The organism is Saccharopolyspora elongata (assembly GCF_004348985.1).
Lineage (GTDB): Bacteria > Actinomycetota > Actinomycetes > Mycobacteriales > Pseudonocardiaceae > Saccharopolyspora > Saccharopolyspora elongata.
Genome location: NZ_SMKW01000139.1, coordinates 1 through 14,499 on the forward strand (window position 1 = coordinate 1; position 14,499 = coordinate 14,499).

Consider the following 14,499-nt stretch of genomic DNA (forward strand, 5'->3'; position numbering starts at 1 on the left):
TACGCTGAGCATCGGGACGTACCTTCCCAGCCAGCGTTGCAGCGCTGGCCATGCTTGGAACCTTGCATCCGATCACTGGGAAGGTACGCCCCTTCCCAGCCGATCCACAGGTCTCAAGCATTCCTCCTCCGGACAAGGTGACGGTCTCGAAGAAATCGCATGCCAGCAGGGCCTCGGCCTGGGAGCGCAGGAAGTCCGCCCAAGTACTCGAGCTCCGTTGGGGTACCGGGTCGATCCCGGCCTCCTTCAGGATCTCCCATACGGTGGAGGCAGCCACCTTGACCCCAAGGACCAGCAGTTCACCGTGGAGCCGCCTATATCCCCAGTGGGGGTTCTCCCGGGCTAGGCGCAATACGAGGACGCGGATGGAGTGCACGGTCCGCGGTCGTCCCACGTGCTTGGGCCGGGAGGTGACGACGTGGCGACGTGCGAGCAGGTCGCGGTGCCAGCGCAACACCGTGTCCGGGCGCACCAGCAGCCGCAGCCTGCGCAGGACGTCTCGTGGTAGCCGGTTCAGCAACGCTGCCAGGAACGCCCGGTCACTCGGGCTGAACCACACTCTTTTCTTGCCGAGCTGGCGTTCCAGCACCGTGATCTGATGGCGGAGGGCGAGTACTTCGGCGTCCTTGTCCAGATTGCTCATCGGTAGCAGGCGCAGCAGGGCGAACGCGTTAGCGACACCGAGGTAGGCCAATCGCAGCAGCACGATCAATCATCATTCCGCGTTGATCTGCAGCCGCGCGAGGGCGCCACTCGAGCGACCACCCTCGACATTCGGTACACCCCGCACGCCAGCTCCCACCAGCACGGATGAGTTTTCGGCAAGCGCAGCCCCCGTCCCGACGACGCTGGGCAGGATGGGAGGTGGGGAGTGGCACGCGGTTTTCGATCAAGCGCCCGCGCCCACCGCAGTGTTCGACGCGCAGGGCCGCTGCCGATACGTCAACCCGGCGTTCTGCACTCTCCTGGGCCACGATGCCCGAGACTTTCTGCAGCCGAGCCCACACGACACCTCCGGTCCAGGCAACGCTTTCCCTCGAACCGCCATCGTCGCCGACGCCCTCGCACGCGGACACGCTATAGCCGAGACCCAGCACCACAAGCCCGACGGCCAGACCATCTGGCTGCGGCTGTCGGGTTCGGCCATCAACGACACCGCCGGCGGTGCTTGCCACATCCTGGTGCAGGCCGAGGACATCACCACCCACCGAAGCCGCGAAACCCTGTGGGAGCGGTGTTTCGCCACTGCGCCGATCGGGATGGCCCTGCTGGACCTGCAGGGACAGTGGACCACGGTGAACGACGCGTTGTGCGACCTGCTGGGCTACCGCCGCAACGAGCTGCTCGCGATGAACTTTTCCGACCTGACCTACCCCGGCGATCACGACCAGGGAAACACCGCGCTCGCTGAACTGTGCGAGGGCCGCGCCAAGACCGTCAGCGTCGAAAAACGCTACCGGCACAAGGACGGGCACCCGATCATGGTCTTGATCCGGTCCAGTGCGATCACCGGCCCCGACGGCATGCCCTCCTTCCTCGTCAGCCATTACGAGGCGATCGGCAACGGACGCATGACCGATACCCAACTGGCCCACCTCGCCTTGCACGACCCGCTGACCGGACTGGCCAATCGCGCCCTACTCACCGATCGCCTCCACCACAACCTCGCCGCACTCGCCGGTGGCAGCGGTGTTCTCGCCGTGCTCCTCGCCGATCTCGACGGGCTCAAACAAGTCAACGATCAATACGGCCACCTCGTCGGCGACCATCTCCTGATCGCAGCCGCCCACGCACTGCTGGCCGGCGTGGAACCCGGCGCCACGGTGGCGCGGCTCGGCGGCGACGAATTCGTCGTCCTCGGCCTCGTCAACGACATCCGCGCAGCCGAAGCATTACAGGACCGCATCGGACAACTCCTCAACACCCAGATCACCGCAGCCGGACATCAGCTCAATCTGAAGGCCAGCGTAGGTATCGCCATGACCCAAGACCCCACCACTCCACCCCAAGAACTCCTCCACGCAGCCGATCAAGACATGTACACGCGCAAGAAAACCCGGAACAAGTAACACACGATTTGAAAATCACTGGCCAAGCTAGACATCATCAACCTTTGGCAATCCTGCCGATGACCCCAAACCGTGCGTGGCACGGCCGTCTGGCGCTGATCATGGAAAACACGGAGAGTAAAACAGGACTCGTACGCTGTGCACGGACGCGCCCTGGCGTCGATCAGGCAAACGTAGCCTGACGCAGCACTAGGTGTACTGGGGCGTGTCTGGCCACGAGATCTCCGGAAAGATCATCGTCTTGGTCGATGACTGATCTACCGGAGACCTTCACCTATCTGATCAACGACACGCCATCAGTACAGCCATCCCCAACATCAACAGGCCAGCACTTCGATACACGCCCTAGCGGAGTAGGTCCGGCCGGACTCTGGTTATCTCCTGGGCCAGCTGCCGGACCGTGGTGGTGTCCGGCAGTCTCAGTTCCACTTCCGGATCGGCAGTGGGCAGGCGTTGCAACAGCGCGCTGTGGCGGGTGACGAAGCGACGGTCCACGGGGGTGAACACTAGGGCCGACAGCACCGCCCTCGAGTTCGGGTCGTCCTTGACCGGCGGGCGCGGTTCCTGGCCGCGCACGGCACGCAGCTCGTCCCACGCGATCAGGTCAGATTTGCGCCCGGCCCGCCACCACAGTCCACGTTCATCGACGGCGAAGCGATGCGTGCGGGGGACGGAGCCGACCATCACCAGCAGGCCGCCCAGCGCGAGCGCGCCGAACAGGAACGACACAAGGGCCGGAGAAAGATCGGCTTTCGACGTCCCCGACGGGTTCCCGATGTCAGGGAAGACGAAGGCCATCCCGAAGAAAACGAACATGGCTAGCCCGCCGATGAACATCGCCCGGCCGGATCGATACTCGACTACGGACGTCCCAGGATCGGGTGACCATGTTTGTACGGACACGGCAGGCAGCGTAGCTGAAGACGGGAACCGGCAGATACATCATCTGGCGAAACCGTCACGCTGACGATCAACGACTACGAGCCGTAGTCGACAGGGCGAACGTTGCCTGATGCGGCACTAGTGGGTGCACCGACGCAGGCGAGTCGATGTTGACCACGACCTCACCGGTCGGGTACGTCCTGAACGAGACCTCGATGTTCACCAGATTCCGTCGAGATCAGGGTCAGGTGCCCAGGTGACGCAGGTCGGCCGTTGCCTGGTGCGGGCGAACTCGCGCAGTGCCTCCTGAACCCGCGCGATGGGAACCTCTGCACCAGGCGACATCACCATCAAATGGCCGTCCACAGTGAAGTAGTCGACGTGCTCGGTATTCGTGCCCTCGGCGGGCACGAGGCCGGACGTGGCGTCGGACCACATGAGCGCTCCGGTCGTGCCGCGCACACCGAGGGTCAAAGTGGGTGCGGCCACGTCGGGCTCGTGCTTAATAAACCAGGTCAGGCCAACCCCGGGTTTGCGACGCCGTTGATCGCGCTCGGCGAGGCCGCGGATGATCTCCTCGATGTCCATGCCAGGGGAGAGCAGCACTTGTCCGTTGTTGAGCACGTCGGCCCCCGAATCGCTCATTAGGCTTGCCCCCTGTAGGTCTTGGAGAACGGCCTGCTGGCCTGGGTGGTGCCGTGAACAGTCAACGTGTACCCCTTCGGCAGGAATCGTTCAATCGCTTGATCACACCCTGGCGGCTGCGCTGGCTGCGAACCACACGGGACATGGTTGATCACCAGCTCGCAGTGCTGCTTGCCGGTCTGCGTCATCATCGCGGCTACCTTCATCTCGACGTGGCTGCTGACGAACCTCGCAAGATGAGGTGGGAGCCCCACCTCACGAGCCCGCGCCAGAATCGACCGTGTCCAGGTCTGATCGCGACCCGAGACGAACTTGTCGGTCACCGAGCCATCGACGAAGCCGACCGTCTTTTCCCCGGCTTCTCCCTCCCGGACACGACGAGGTAAGACATCGACCACCGCCCCGGCCTCCGGCGGGCACTGAGACCCGTCCTTCGCTGTGACGTGCCGTGCCCGGCCACCGGCAGCCCCTGCGCTGGTAGCTGGAGCGCTGGGCTCCGCTGCACCAATGATCTTGAGATAGTCCGCACAGGCGTCACGCACCTTCCGGCAGATCTGCCATGCCCGGTCGATCTCCTCCCGCGCATCACCCAACGCGCCGATCACCGCGGCCAACTCGGCGTCGTTGGTCTCCAGCGCGAGCGGATGCAGCCCGGCGCCCGCCTCATCGATGCACTCGCCGGCTATCTGAAACGCCTCCGGTGGCAGCTTTGCCATCGCCTCGCGAACCCTCGCCGCTACCGCCGCCACGTCGTCGCCCACACGGGCTGATACTCAGCATTCCCCCGACAGAACCCCTGCTCCGCGAGCAGGCGTCACCGAATAAGACGAGCTCGGATCACCCGAATAGCCTGCCGAACCTGACCCGCGTGACGGCGTGGGGCACTAGTCCTACGACGTGGGGCGCTTCCGTCCTGTGCGAGCTTCGTGGATCGATTTCCGTAGCGCTGCTTCGAGGTCCGACACCGGTTCCGCGACCGCCTCAGCCTCGGACGGGCGGCCGGCCAGCTTGTCTTCGATCCGGGCTTCGATGGCGTCCCGGTAGCGGTCTCGCCACTGCTCGGGGTGGAGATCGCCTGACATCGCCTCGACCAGTGTCCGGGCCATCTGCCGCTCGGCGGGCTGCGGCGCGGCCCCTGCAGGGGGTACGTGGTCCGAGGCGGGGTTGATCTCGTCCGGCCAGTACAGCAGGTGCGCCACCAGCAAGCTGCCTTCCTGGCGCAGCATCGTCAGCCGTTCCCGGCCGCGTAGGGCGAGGGTGCCGAGCGCGGCGCGGTCGGTCTCGGCGAGCACGTCGCGCAGCAGGGCGTAGGCGCCTTCGGCCAGTGGCTCGGGGTGGACGTAGTAGGCGCGGCCCACGGCCACCGGATCAACCTGCTTGATCGGTACGAACTGTTGGACTTCCAGCCGGCGGGCGCTGGTCAGCGGGAGGTTGACGAAGTCCTCGTCGGTCAACTCGACCAGGCGGCCGGCGTAGTCATAGGCGCTGGAGATCTCCCCAGGTGGAACCTCGCGGCTTTCGCGCTCGCAGAACTTCCGGTAGCGGATGCGCCCGCCGCAGGTGTGGACCTGATGGAAGGTCACCGAGCGGTCCCGGGTTGCTCGGTGAAGAGTGCACGGGATGGTGACCAGCCCGAGGGTTATCTGGAGGCGTGGCGGCGTTTCCGGTGGTCAGTGGGCTGTAGCCGAGTGAGGCACGTTAGGCACTGGTGACGCTACTCGGGGCCGGTCGGTTTGAAGCTCCGTCGCCGCCAGGTGTCGCCGGAGGTCCTTGGCTGCTACAGGAGCGTGGGGATCATGAGGACGGCGGTGGCGTTGTCGGCGGCGACCGTCCGGCGGCGTCGGGCGGTCTGCACAGCTTCGTCCACGAGGGCGTCGACAATGGTCTGCGGATCCGCGGGACTGATGGCGCCAAGCTGCCCGTTGTCGACGATGTCCGCGATCTGGTCCGCGGAAAGCGCGTCGTGGATTCCGTCGCTGGTCAACAGCAGCACGGGAAGACTGGTCGAGGCGTCCTGCACGGTACCGGGCGTGGCAGTGGACAGTCCCGTGCGGATGATGTGGTCCAGGTCGGTGGCGGTTGTTTCGCTGGCCCCGGCGCGGCGGGCCATCTGCCCGTGTGTGTGGTCTTCGGTGAGCAACACCAGGCGGCCCGGAGGCTCCCAGGGGTCACACGCCCATGCCCGGTAGTCGCCGATCCATGCGACCCCTGATCCGGATGCTGTCGGTCATCTGGTGGAACAGCCTGTATCTGGATGCTGCTGTCAAGCACCTGCGCGAGCAGGGGTTCCCGGTCACCGATGAGATGTGCGCGCGGCTGTCGCCGATCCAGTACGACCACATCAACTTCCTGGGCCGCTACGCCTTCTCCCGAGCTGATGTGGCCGGGGGTTTGCGTCCCTTCCACGACGGCGCCCGCGAGAGCAGCTGAGCGTCGGTTCAGGGAACTGATCAGGAGGCCGCGCGAAGATGGAGCTGGGTGAGGGGCAGGCGGTGGTTGACCGCCACGGTGCATGGGGCTCGGTACGGCGGGCGTCGGCGCGGACGCTCAGAGCGTAAATGGGACGGTCGTTGCCGGGCGCGGTGCCGAGGTAGAGGTGGCCGGTCAGATGGCACCAGGCCGGGGAGCGGCCGGACTAGAGCTGATCTTGTCCCCACCTGCCCCCGTGTCCGGGGCAGGTCACGTACTCCTGAACAGCCGGTCCAGATGCACGTCGATCGCGGCGAGCGCGTCCTGGGGCTCGATCACGTCGAGTTCGATCAGGGAGGTGAAGCCGGTGAGGGCGAGGAGCAGGTTGGTCTCGGTCGCCGGGTCGCGGCCGGAGTCGATGTGCCCGTCGGCGATCGCCTGGCGGACCAACTGCTCGACGAGGGCCCGCCCTTGGACGAGGCCGCGGCGCGCCTGCTCGTGCACGGCCTCGTCGTGCAGCGCCTCCAGGACGTAGGCGGCGCTCATCCGGCTGGTCGCGCGGGCGTCGGCATGCAGGGGGAGCATTTCCGCGAGCGCCAGTCGCAGCACGTCACGGGGGTGCGGACGGTCACCGAGCTTTTCGAGCCCCTGGTGTATGCGCACCGAGGTCTGCTCGGACGCGAAGTCCCTGGCGAAGGAGAGCATGGCGGTCCGGGAGGCGAAGTAGTGCTGCAGCTGCCCGAGTGACATGCCCGCCTCCTGCGCCACCACGCGCATCGTCAGCTGTGTGACGCCGCGCTGCTCCACCACCCGCCACAGTGCGCGGGCGATCGCTTCGCGGCGTCCGCGGTGATCCACCTGTTTCGGCATCGCCGGCCCCTCCCTCGTACCCCGGGACTGTTCCAATACAGTTGACATAATACACCTGACCCATAATCCTGGGGGTCCACTCGAGGGAAGGAATCGTCATGTCCGAACAGCCAAAGGTACGGACCACGGAAGGCGTGGTGCAGGGGCGCCGGCGGCAGAGGCACGCGGTGTTCCGCGGCATCCCCTACGCCCAGCCCCCGGTCGGAGCGCTCCGCTTCGCCGCGCCCGCGCCGCCGCACCGCTGGGAGGGGACGAGGCAGGCGGTCGAGTTCGGCCCCGTGGTGCCGCTGTCCCTGCCGATCGACGTGCCCCCGCAGGGCACCGATTGGCTGACGCTCAACGTCGGCACTCCGGATCCCGGCGCGGCGGGACTGCCGGTGCTGGTGTGGATCCCCGTGGGCGGCTACCTCTCGGCGGCGTCGAGCGACCCGATGTACGACCCGGCAGCGCTGGCCGAGGCGGGAGTCGTCGTGGTGACCATCAACTGCCGCGTGGGCGCGGAGGGATTCGCGTTCCTCGACGACGTGCCGCCCAACCGCGGATTGCTCGACCAGATCGCGGCGCTGGAGTGGGTGCAGCGCAACATCGCCGCCTTCGGAGGCGACCCCGGCCAGGTCACCGTGGCCGGAGTGTCCGCCGGGGCGGGGTCGGTCGCCGCCCTCCTGACGATGAAGTCCGCGCGCGGACTGTTCCGGCGGGCCATCGCCCACTCGGTGCCGGGGCTGCACAGCACCCCCGCGCTGGCACGGCAGGTCACCGCCGCGTTCGCGGACCGGCTCGGCGCGACGGCCCCCACCGCCGAGGCCCTGCGCGACATCGACCCATGGCACCTGGCCGCCGAGCTCACCTCCTTCAACGCCGGCCTCCACGCGCACCGGGAGAGCTGGGGACGCCTCACGGAGACCGGCACCGCGCTGTGCCCCGTCGTCGACGGCGAGGTCCTCCCGGAAACGCCCTGGCCCGCGCTGACCGGCGCGCGCGCGAGCGGGACCGAACTGCTCGTCGGCCACACCCGGGACGAATTCCGGTACTTCAGCGTCATGAGCGGACGGTACGGCACCTTCACCGAGGAGGACGCCCACGCAGCCCTGGAACTGCACGCCCCGCAGCCGGAGGGCGCGCGGGCCTACCGTGCCGCGTTCCCGCAGGCAAGCCCGGAGGAGCTGGTGGAGACGGTGTACTCCGACGCCCTCTTCCGCATGCCGTCACAGAAGCTGGCCGAGGCGAACGCCGCAGCCGGCGGCACCTCGTACCTGTTCGAACTGTGCTGGGTTGCCCCGGCCCTCGGCGGCATCCTGGGCGCCTGCCACAGCCTCGACGTGCCCCTGGCGTTCGGCACGCTGGACAGCCCCGTCGGCACCCAGCTCATCGGCGAGGAGCCCACTCCCGAGGCCGTCGCGCTCTCCCGCGAACTCCAGGAGGCATGGGTCCGCTTCGTCACCACCGGCGACGCGGGCTGGTCCGCCCACCGGCCCGGCGGGCACCTCACCCGCGTCCTGGACACCGAGTCGAAGACTCTGCCCTACCCCGAACAGGCATCCCGCCAGATCTGGGAAGGCCACTCCCCCGCCCCCTTCGATCTCTCGTAATTGTCCGGGTCGGCTCCTACGACTGCGACGCCGCCACCCACCTGCCCATCGGGGACAGCGCGAACTGGCGTACAGCCAGGCAACACCCGGCCCGCTTGGCATCAGATCCCACCCGAGGGTGACGGACGACATCAAGAGCCGGGAGAGGCCGACGGGAGAGGGCCCAGGTCACGGATGATCCCGGCCAGGGCCCGGATGGGCTCGCTCTCCGCCTACCTCCGCCACACCAGCGCGTACGGCAGCGGCTCCAGATGCGAACTCGGCCACCCGCAGCGGCTGCTCGGCGGTGGGCAGGGTGCACGCGGAGGGAGCCCATCCCAGGTCAAGGGCGACGTTCTGTGTCATACCTCGACGGTGAACCTGTACCTAGGTACCGAATGCAAGCCCTTCTCGCGTAGCGCCAAAATCCGGTCCGATCCTCCCCGAAGGCCCATAGGCCGACACGACAAAGGACAGCTGCCCCATGCTCGAGCACGATCCCGATGAAATTCCACCGGAGGAGGCGTTCCGGTAGCTTTCGCGCCGCAGACAACGTTTTGCCGTCTGATCTGCGTCGATGCTGATCACTGCGTGGCCATGCGGGCGGCGAGTTCGTTCGCGTCGGGTGTCCATGCGCCGCGCTGAGCGTCGGCCCCGTCCAGTCGGCGGTGGGTGCCTTCCTGCAAATCAGCCTGATGGAGCCAAGGACAAGATCGCCCAGATCGACGCAACACTCCAACGTCGCACCAGCGCGATCAAACTTGGCATGCCTACCTTCACCTCACTCGCTGGCCAAAGCCCCAGTACACGTGCTTGACGGCCGTTGACACACATGGCCGACGATGCGCCGTAGGCGCAAGAGGGCCCCGCGCCCGGGTGGACGCGGGGCCGGGTGCCTGCGTCAGCGGGTGACTTGGCGGAATGGCGTGTAGGAGACGCCGATGCCGTAGGTGTCACGGAACTTCTGGCTCAGCTCGCCGAGCATGCTGACCGACAGCATGTCGGTGGAGGCCGCGAAGTCCTCCTGGCCGATGGCGGTCAGTTCCATGTGCTTCCAGATGGCTTCTTCGTTCTCGTAACGCTCGTGCTGGAAGTACGTTCCGTCGTCACCCCGGAAGATTTCATACCCCAGGACGTAGGATTCCTGAGCCTCGGTGACGGGCAGGACCTTGTCCAGGTATGCCTGATAGCGGTCTTCCATACCGGGCTTGATCCGGTAGCTGAACAGAGCGTCGATGACACCGCTCATGCTGATTCTCCTCGCTGTTCTGATGGGTGGGTGGTTCGCGTCGTGTCCGGGATGCCCCCGAACACACCACGCCGTTTCGCTGCCGCCCTGGTGGGCGCTGCGATCCAGGGCCCTGCGCCGTGCGAGGGCCGGTTCAGTCGGTAGAGAAGCTGGAGAGCGTCGCGGCCGGGTAGCGGCTGCCGGCCGAGCCGTGGGGGAGGATCTCGGTGATGCGCGCCAGGTCGGCGACGGTGAGCTGGACGTCGGCAGCGCCAGCGTTCTCCTCAAGGCGCTGGGCGCTGCGGGTGCCGGGGATGGGCACGACGTCCTCGCCCTGCGCAAGCAGCCAGGCCAGCGCGAGCTGGGCCGTGGTGATGGCCTTGGCCTCGGCCACTTCCTTCAGATGCTCGGTGGCGCGGAGGTTGTAGGTGTAGTTCTCGCCCTGCCAGCGTTCGTCCCAGCTGCGCATGTCGTCCGCGGGGTACTCGCTCGCCGGCTTGACCACGCCGGTCAGGAAGCCGCGGCCGAGCGGGGAGTAGGGCACCAGGCCGATGCCGAGTTCCCGCAGGACGGGAAGGATCTTCTCCTCCACCTCCCGCTCGAAGAGCGAGTACTCGTACTGGAGCACCGAGACCGGAGTGACGGCGTGGGCGCGGCGGATGTACTGCGGGCCGACGTTGCTCAGGCCGAAGTACTTCACCTTGCCCTCGATGATCAGGTCGCCGACCACGCCCGCGACCTCCTCGACGGGCACGTCGGGGTCGGAGATGTGCTGGTAGAAGAGGTCAATGTGGTCGGTTTGCAGATAACGCAGGCTGTTCTCGGCGACCTTGCGGATGTTCTCCGGGCGGCTGTTGAAGCCGGAGCCGAGCGGCTCGGCGGCCATGTCGAAGCCGAACTTGGTGGCCAGCACCACCTCGTCGCGAAAGTCCCTGACCGCCTTGCCTAGCAGGACCTCGTTGCTGCCGGTACCGGCGCCATATAGCTCGGCGGTGTCGAAGAAGTCGATCCCGAGTTCGTGGGCGTGGCGGATGGTCGCGATGCCCTCCTCGTCGTTCGAGGCTCCGTAGGCCATGGACATTCCCATCACGCCCAGGCCCAGCGCCGAGACGTGCAGGCCCTGAGAGCCCAGATTGCGGTGCTGCATGAGTTCACTTCCTCAGTGCTCGACGGTTCCACCCGAGGGCCGAACCAAACTGTTCGGTTTGAGCTTACGCGGAGGTGGCTCGTAGTGCCAAACCGAACAGTTCGGTGCGTTATCCTCTGGTTATGTCCCGCTCCCCCGAGTCCGGCCAGGCCGCAGCACCCGTACCCGAAGCCGCTCCCGATGGTGGCGACACCACGCGCGAGCGGATTCTCACGGCCGCCATGGAGGAGTTCGCGCGCCATGGCATCGCCGGTGCCCGTGTGGACCGCATCGCCAGACTCGCCAGGACCAGCAAGGAACGTGTCTACGCCCACTTCCGCGGCAAGGAGGCGCTCTACGCCCACGTCGCCGCGCGAGAGATGGCCGTCGTCGCTGAGGCCACCCGGATGGACCCGGCCGACCTTCCTGGCTACGCGGGCCGCCTGTTCGACTACTTCAGCGCCCGCCCTGACCACCAGCGCCTGATCGCCTGGGGCCGTCTCGAACTGTCAGGGTCCCAAGCCGCCGGCGACGACCCCACTCAGGCAACCATCGCCCGCAAACTCGACCAGCTCCGCCAGGCACAGCAGGCCGGACAGCTCGACCCCGCCTGGGACCCGGTCGACGTCCTCGCCTTGGTCAACCAGATCGCCACCACCTGGGCAGCCCAACCCGAACTCAGCGAGGCCGCAGCCGAACACGCCGCGGACCCCACCCCCGCCGCCCGCCGCGCCGCCGTGGTGGCCGCTGTCGAAAGCCTCTTCCAGTGAGCCCCGCGGTCGAGTCCCGGCGGTCAGCCGGGCCTCGCTGCAAGCCGACCTGCTTGCCGCGTCTTGTCCGGGCGTTTTCCGCTGATCAGTGATCCGCCCGTGCATGGTGGGCGTCACGCCGAGGCGACCTCGGCGTGACGTAGCGGCCGATAGCCGACCAGGTCCCGCATTTCCTCGATGGGGAAGGTGTAGGTCCCGTACGGGTTTACGTGCTCCATCAGCGCAGGTGACAGGTGCGTGAGCACCTCTGGGGACACCGGGCCGTGCCGTTGCACATACTCATCCAGTGCTAGCTGCAAGTACACCGTATTGAACGTGATGATTGCGTTGACCACCAGCGACAAGCACAACGCTTGCTCGGTCTGCTGATCCAGGTGCCGCCGCCGGATCGCCCCCTCGTGCGCGAAGCTCAGGTCCCGCCGCAGCGAGTGCAGCGTCTCGCCCTTGTTTAGCTGCCGGGTGATCCGCCGCCGGTACGCCTCGTCCGCGAGGTAGCGCAGGGCGAACACCGTACGTTGGATCGAGCCGTACTCCACCAGGGCCTGGCCCAGCGCGGAGCGGCGCGAGGAGGCGTGCAGCTTGCCGACCACCAGGGATGCGGTGGCGTGCCCGTACTTCAGCGACGCCGACAGCCGCAGCATCTCATCCCACTGCTCCCGAATCAGGCGTGTGTCGATCGTGCCGGTCAGCAGCTTCGCCGCGTTGGGGAACGCGGCCCCCAACTGCTGGCGCGAACCCAGCCGGTGAAGAGTGATCGACCCGAGATCCCGGATACGAGGCGAGAGGATCAGCCCCGTGAGCTTGAACAGCGAAAACACAGTCAAGGTCTGGCCAGCGGTATCCGTCGCGTGCTCGGTGAGGGTGTGCAGCAGATCGGTGGCGTTGCCGAAGATCTCGTCCAGCACGTGCACGGCCTCCCGGTCGGTCACCGGGATCACCCGACGAGTTCTTCCGGCAGGCCAGCCCCCAAGTCCGCGCCGAACTCGCCCTCTTTCTGACCACCCAACACGGATGGAGCCCCGAAACAGGCCTGCACGCCTACCTCGACTCCCTCAGCTTCACTGCGCTCGGACTCCGACAGCAGGCACCAGACACCGCTCCATAGCCGAGAAAACGGTCACCACGGCCGCCTTGACGGGAAGGTGGACGACTGCGCGTTCCACCGCTTGGTGCGACAGGTGTCGCACTGGATACGCACACGCCCCCTACGTCCTGGACTGCATTTACACCTGAGACTCGGGTGACGAATGGCCATGCAGCACCCGGGGCTGTCAAGTTTTGGGCTCTGTCGCTGATTGCGTGATCAAGGATGCCGTGGCTGGTCATTGGTCGAGCAGGATTCTCTTACGTAGCAGGGAGAAGCTGGCTTTGCCGTAGGTCTGGCGTTTGAGCATCTTGATCTTGTTGTTGATGCCTTCGGTCGGGCCGTTGCTGTAGGGCAGGGTCAGGCCCGCGGTGGTGGCGGCCCAGTCCTTTTCCAGGCCGTTGAGGTAGGAATCGAAGCCGGGCAGTGCGCCGCCACGGGTTGCGGCGATCCAGGCGGCGAGGTCCTGACCGCGACGTCCGGTGAGGATGGCGGCGAATTCGCGCACCCGGGTGGCCAGCGTGGTCATCCCGGGGCAGCTGGCGATCAGGTCGTCCAGGTGGCGGCGGGTGTGGTCGAGCAGATCCTCGGGTCTGCTCATGATCCAGGAGACCAGCCGTCGCGGTGAGGGCGTGAGGCGTTCCGGGTCGGCCCGTCCCTGGTTGATGTAGCGGACCAGGAGGTTCGCGCTACCGGTGTAACCCAGTTCGCGGATCTCGGCCAGGATCCGGGTAACCGGGATATTCTCGGCCAGGCGCTGCCGGACGAGGTCACGGTGAGCATCCACCAGGCAGGGGCCGTAGCGCGGTGGGCGCAGCAGGTCCTCGACCCGCTCGGCACGGGCGTAGCGCTTGACGGTGTTCAAGGCCCAGCCCAGCCGCCGGGCGCATTCCAGCAGCCCCACCCCTTGGCTGAGGAGTTCGTGAACGGCGGCGAACCGTTCCCGCGTGCGCTCAGCTAGCGCCGAACCGGCCGCTCGGGACGTGGTGTTCCAGGATGCGGCGTAGGCGACGACGCTCTTTTCCACCGCCGCGGCCAGGTTGTTGGGTCGGGCCTGGGCGCGGTGTCCGGATTGCTCCGGGTCCGTTTCCCCGGCCCGCCCGCCGAACCCGGCGTGCCCATTACTGAGCACCGGGCTCTCCGCGAGATCATGCCGTTGGCATCGGGCCTGTCAGGGTGTCCGGCCAAGGGGTGGGGATGCTGTTGCCTCGGTAGCGGTATCGGGTGATCGATACCCTGCCGAGATCGAACAGCCTGATCCCGTCCAGTTGGATGGGCTTCCAGCGTCCGTTCGGATCGCGGAGCCATCGCCGGATGGCCGTCCACGTCATGCGGTGCCGGTGCATCACCCAGCGGATCACCCGCCACCACACGAAGGTGTGCAGGCTCTGCATGGTGTGCTTGGCGACCGCGTGTTTGAAGTAGTTGGCCCAGCCGCGCAGGATCTGGTTGATCCGGATCAGCGCGATCTTGTAATCGAGATGCGACAACTTCTGGGTCAGGGCCTTGATCTTCCGCTTCAGCGACGCGACCGGCTTGTCGCCGATGAAGGTGTAGACGTGCCACTTGTCTGTTCCTCGCTTGCGCATCCACTTGACGCGGAAGCCGAGGAAGTTGAACCCCTCCGCAAGGTGGACGATCTGAGTCTTGGCCGTGGAGAGCACCAGGCCCATCCGTGCCAGGACCTCACTCACCTGTCCGCGAAGTTCCTCGGCGTGTTTCTGGGTGCCGTGGACCATGATGACGAAGTCGTCCGCGTAGCGGACCAGTCGCCAGGTCGGCAGGCCCCGGTTGCGTCGTCGTTCGCGGTCCCGCCGTGTCGCCATCGCGGTTGTCCATTGCTCGGCG

Annotated in this window: 15 protein-coding genes and 1 pseudogene; 4 read left to right on the plus strand and 12 right to left on the minus strand. The window is 66.8% G+C overall.

All coding sequences use genetic code 11. The features are described 5' to 3' along the window. Positions 1-706 (minus strand): annotated as a pseudogene (locus tag E1288_RS49505) (hypothetical protein); the annotation flags it as partial. Between the two features lie 151 nt (positions 707-857). Between E1288_RS49505 and E1288_RS44115 the strand changes: the two are divergent. Further along, positions 858-2,069: a diguanylate cyclase domain-containing protein gene (locus E1288_RS44115; protein ID WP_132495019.1), complete on the plus strand. Its 1,212-nt coding sequence runs from the start codon at positions 858-860 to the stop codon at positions 2,067-2,069. A gap of 345 nt (positions 2,070-2,414) precedes the next feature. Here E1288_RS44115 and E1288_RS44120 read toward each other — a convergent pair whose 3' ends face one another. The 5 genes from E1288_RS44120 to E1288_RS44145 all read right to left on the minus strand — a co-directional run bounded on the left by E1288_RS44120 (position 2,415) and on the right by E1288_RS44145 (position 5,706). Beyond that, positions 2,415-2,906 (minus strand): hypothetical protein, encoded by a 492-nt coding sequence (locus tag E1288_RS44120; RefSeq protein WP_235884242.1) that lies wholly within the window; start codon positions 2,904-2,906, stop codon positions 2,415-2,417. 264 nt (positions 2,907-3,170) lie between these two features. Beyond that, on the minus strand, positions 3,171-3,539 hold the full coding sequence (locus E1288_RS44130) for an Imm1 family immunity protein (protein ID WP_207954901.1): 369 nt from the start codon (positions 3,537-3,539) through the stop codon (positions 3,171-3,173). Positions 3,540-3,595: 56 nt separating this feature from the next. Beyond that, the gene (locus E1288_RS44135; protein ID WP_132495025.1) at positions 3,596-4,357 is read right to left on the minus strand and encodes a DddA-like double-stranded DNA deaminase toxin; all 762 of its coding nucleotides are present in this window, start codon (positions 4,355-4,357) and stop codon (positions 3,596-3,598) included. A gap of 129 nt (positions 4,358-4,486) precedes the next feature. Further along, positions 4,487-5,239, minus strand: coding sequence for a non-homologous end joining protein Ku (gene ku, locus E1288_RS44140; RefSeq protein ID WP_132495027.1), 753 nt, complete (start codon positions 5,237-5,239; stop codon positions 4,487-4,489). 134 nt (positions 5,240-5,373) lie between these two features. Continuing rightward, complete coding sequence (locus E1288_RS44145; protein ID WP_132495029.1) at positions 5,374-5,706, minus strand: hypothetical protein; 333 nt, start codon at positions 5,704-5,706, stop codon at positions 5,374-5,376. Between the two features lie 89 nt (positions 5,707-5,795). Here E1288_RS44145 and E1288_RS44150 point away from each other — a divergent pair, with 89 nt between their 5' ends. Further along, positions 5,796-6,026, plus strand: coding sequence for a Tn3 family transposase (locus tag E1288_RS44150; protein WP_165968600.1), 231 nt, complete (start codon positions 5,796-5,798; stop codon positions 6,024-6,026). Between the two features lie 249 nt (positions 6,027-6,275). Here E1288_RS44150 and E1288_RS44155 read toward each other — a convergent pair whose 3' ends face one another. Beyond that, positions 6,276-6,875 carry a TetR/AcrR family transcriptional regulator gene (locus tag E1288_RS44155; RefSeq protein WP_132495033.1) on the minus strand — a complete coding sequence of 200 codons (600 nt, stop codon included), beginning with the start codon at positions 6,873-6,875 and terminating at the stop codon, positions 6,276-6,278. Positions 6,876-6,973: 98 nt separating this feature from the next. Between E1288_RS44155 and E1288_RS44160 the strand changes: the two genes are divergently transcribed. After that, on the plus strand, positions 6,974-8,464 hold the full coding sequence (locus tag E1288_RS44160) for a carboxylesterase/lipase family protein (RefSeq protein ID WP_132495035.1): 1,491 nt from the start codon (positions 6,974-6,976) through the stop codon (positions 8,462-8,464). 880 nt (positions 8,465-9,344) lie between these two features. Here E1288_RS44160 and E1288_RS44165 read toward each other — a convergent pair. Both E1288_RS44165 and E1288_RS44170 read right to left on the minus strand, forming a co-directional pair. Further along, the gene (locus E1288_RS44165) at positions 9,345-9,692 is read right to left on the minus strand and encodes a putative quinol monooxygenase (protein WP_132495037.1); all 348 of its coding nucleotides are present in this window, start codon (positions 9,690-9,692) and stop codon (positions 9,345-9,347) included. A 133-nt stretch (positions 9,693-9,825) separates the two neighbouring features. Next, the gene (locus E1288_RS44170; protein WP_132495039.1) at positions 9,826-10,818 is read right to left on the minus strand and encodes an aldo/keto reductase; all 993 of its coding nucleotides are present in this window, start codon (positions 10,816-10,818) and stop codon (positions 9,826-9,828) included. A 122-nt stretch (positions 10,819-10,940) separates the two neighbouring features. On the opposite strand from E1288_RS44170, the gene E1288_RS44175 reads away from it, so the two are divergent. Further along, positions 10,941-11,567, plus strand: a complete 627-nt coding sequence (locus E1288_RS44175) for a TetR family transcriptional regulator (RefSeq protein ID WP_132495041.1) — start codon at positions 10,941-10,943, stop codon at positions 11,565-11,567. Between the two features lie 113 nt (positions 11,568-11,680). Here the strand turns inward: E1288_RS44175 and E1288_RS44180 are convergent, their stop codons facing one another. The 3 genes from E1288_RS44180 to E1288_RS44190 form a co-directional block, all read right to left on the minus strand. Further along, entirely contained in the window at positions 11,681-12,505 is an 825-nt protein-coding gene (locus E1288_RS44180) for a Tn3 family transposase (RefSeq protein ID WP_268952027.1), read from the minus strand. Positions 12,506-12,889: 384 nt separating this feature from the next. Further along, on the minus strand, positions 12,890-13,783 hold the full coding sequence (locus E1288_RS44185) for a transposase (RefSeq protein WP_132495045.1): 894 nt from the start codon (positions 13,781-13,783) through the stop codon (positions 12,890-12,892). Positions 13,784-13,799: 16 nt separating this feature from the next. Beyond that, positions 13,800-14,499: group II intron maturase-specific domain-containing protein (locus E1288_RS44190; RefSeq protein WP_268952028.1), on the minus strand; the 700-nt coding region annotated here is incomplete at its 5' end.

What these genes read in the sequence shown, in the direction of transcription:
- E1288_RS44115 (WP_132495019.1), top strand. Translation starts at nt 858, where the DNA reads ATGGGAGGTGGGGAGTGGCACGCGGTTTTCGATCAAGCGCCCGCGCCC.
- E1288_RS44120 (WP_235884242.1), bottom strand. Translation starts at nt 2,906, where the DNA reads ATGTTCATCGGCGGGCTAGCCATGTTCGTTTTCTTCGGGATGGCCTTC.
- E1288_RS44130 (WP_207954901.1), bottom strand. Translation starts at nt 3,539, where the DNA reads ATGGACATCGAGGAGATCATCCGCGGCCTCGCCGAGCGCGATCAACGG.
- E1288_RS44145 (WP_132495029.1), bottom strand. Translation starts at nt 5,706, where the DNA reads ATGGCCCGCCGCGCCGGGGCCAGCGAAACAACCGCCACCGACCTGGAC.
- E1288_RS44150 (WP_165968600.1), top strand. Translation starts at nt 5,796, where the DNA reads ATGCGACCCCTGATCCGGATGCTGTCGGTCATCTGGTGGAACAGCCTG.
- E1288_RS44155 (WP_132495033.1), bottom strand. Translation starts at nt 6,875, where the DNA reads ATGCCGAAACAGGTGGATCACCGCGGACGCCGCGAAGCGATCGCCCGC.
- E1288_RS44160 (WP_132495035.1), top strand. Translation starts at nt 6,974, where the DNA reads ATGTCCGAACAGCCAAAGGTACGGACCACGGAAGGCGTGGTGCAGGGG.
- E1288_RS44165 (WP_132495037.1), bottom strand. Translation starts at nt 9,692, where the DNA reads ATGAGCGGTGTCATCGACGCTCTGTTCAGCTACCGGATCAAGCCCGGT.
- E1288_RS44170 (WP_132495039.1), bottom strand. Translation starts at nt 10,818, where the DNA reads ATGCAGCACCGCAATCTGGGCTCTCAGGGCCTGCACGTCTCGGCGCTG.
- E1288_RS44175 (WP_132495041.1), top strand. Translation starts at nt 10,941, where the DNA reads ATGTCCCGCTCCCCCGAGTCCGGCCAGGCCGCAGCACCCGTACCCGAA.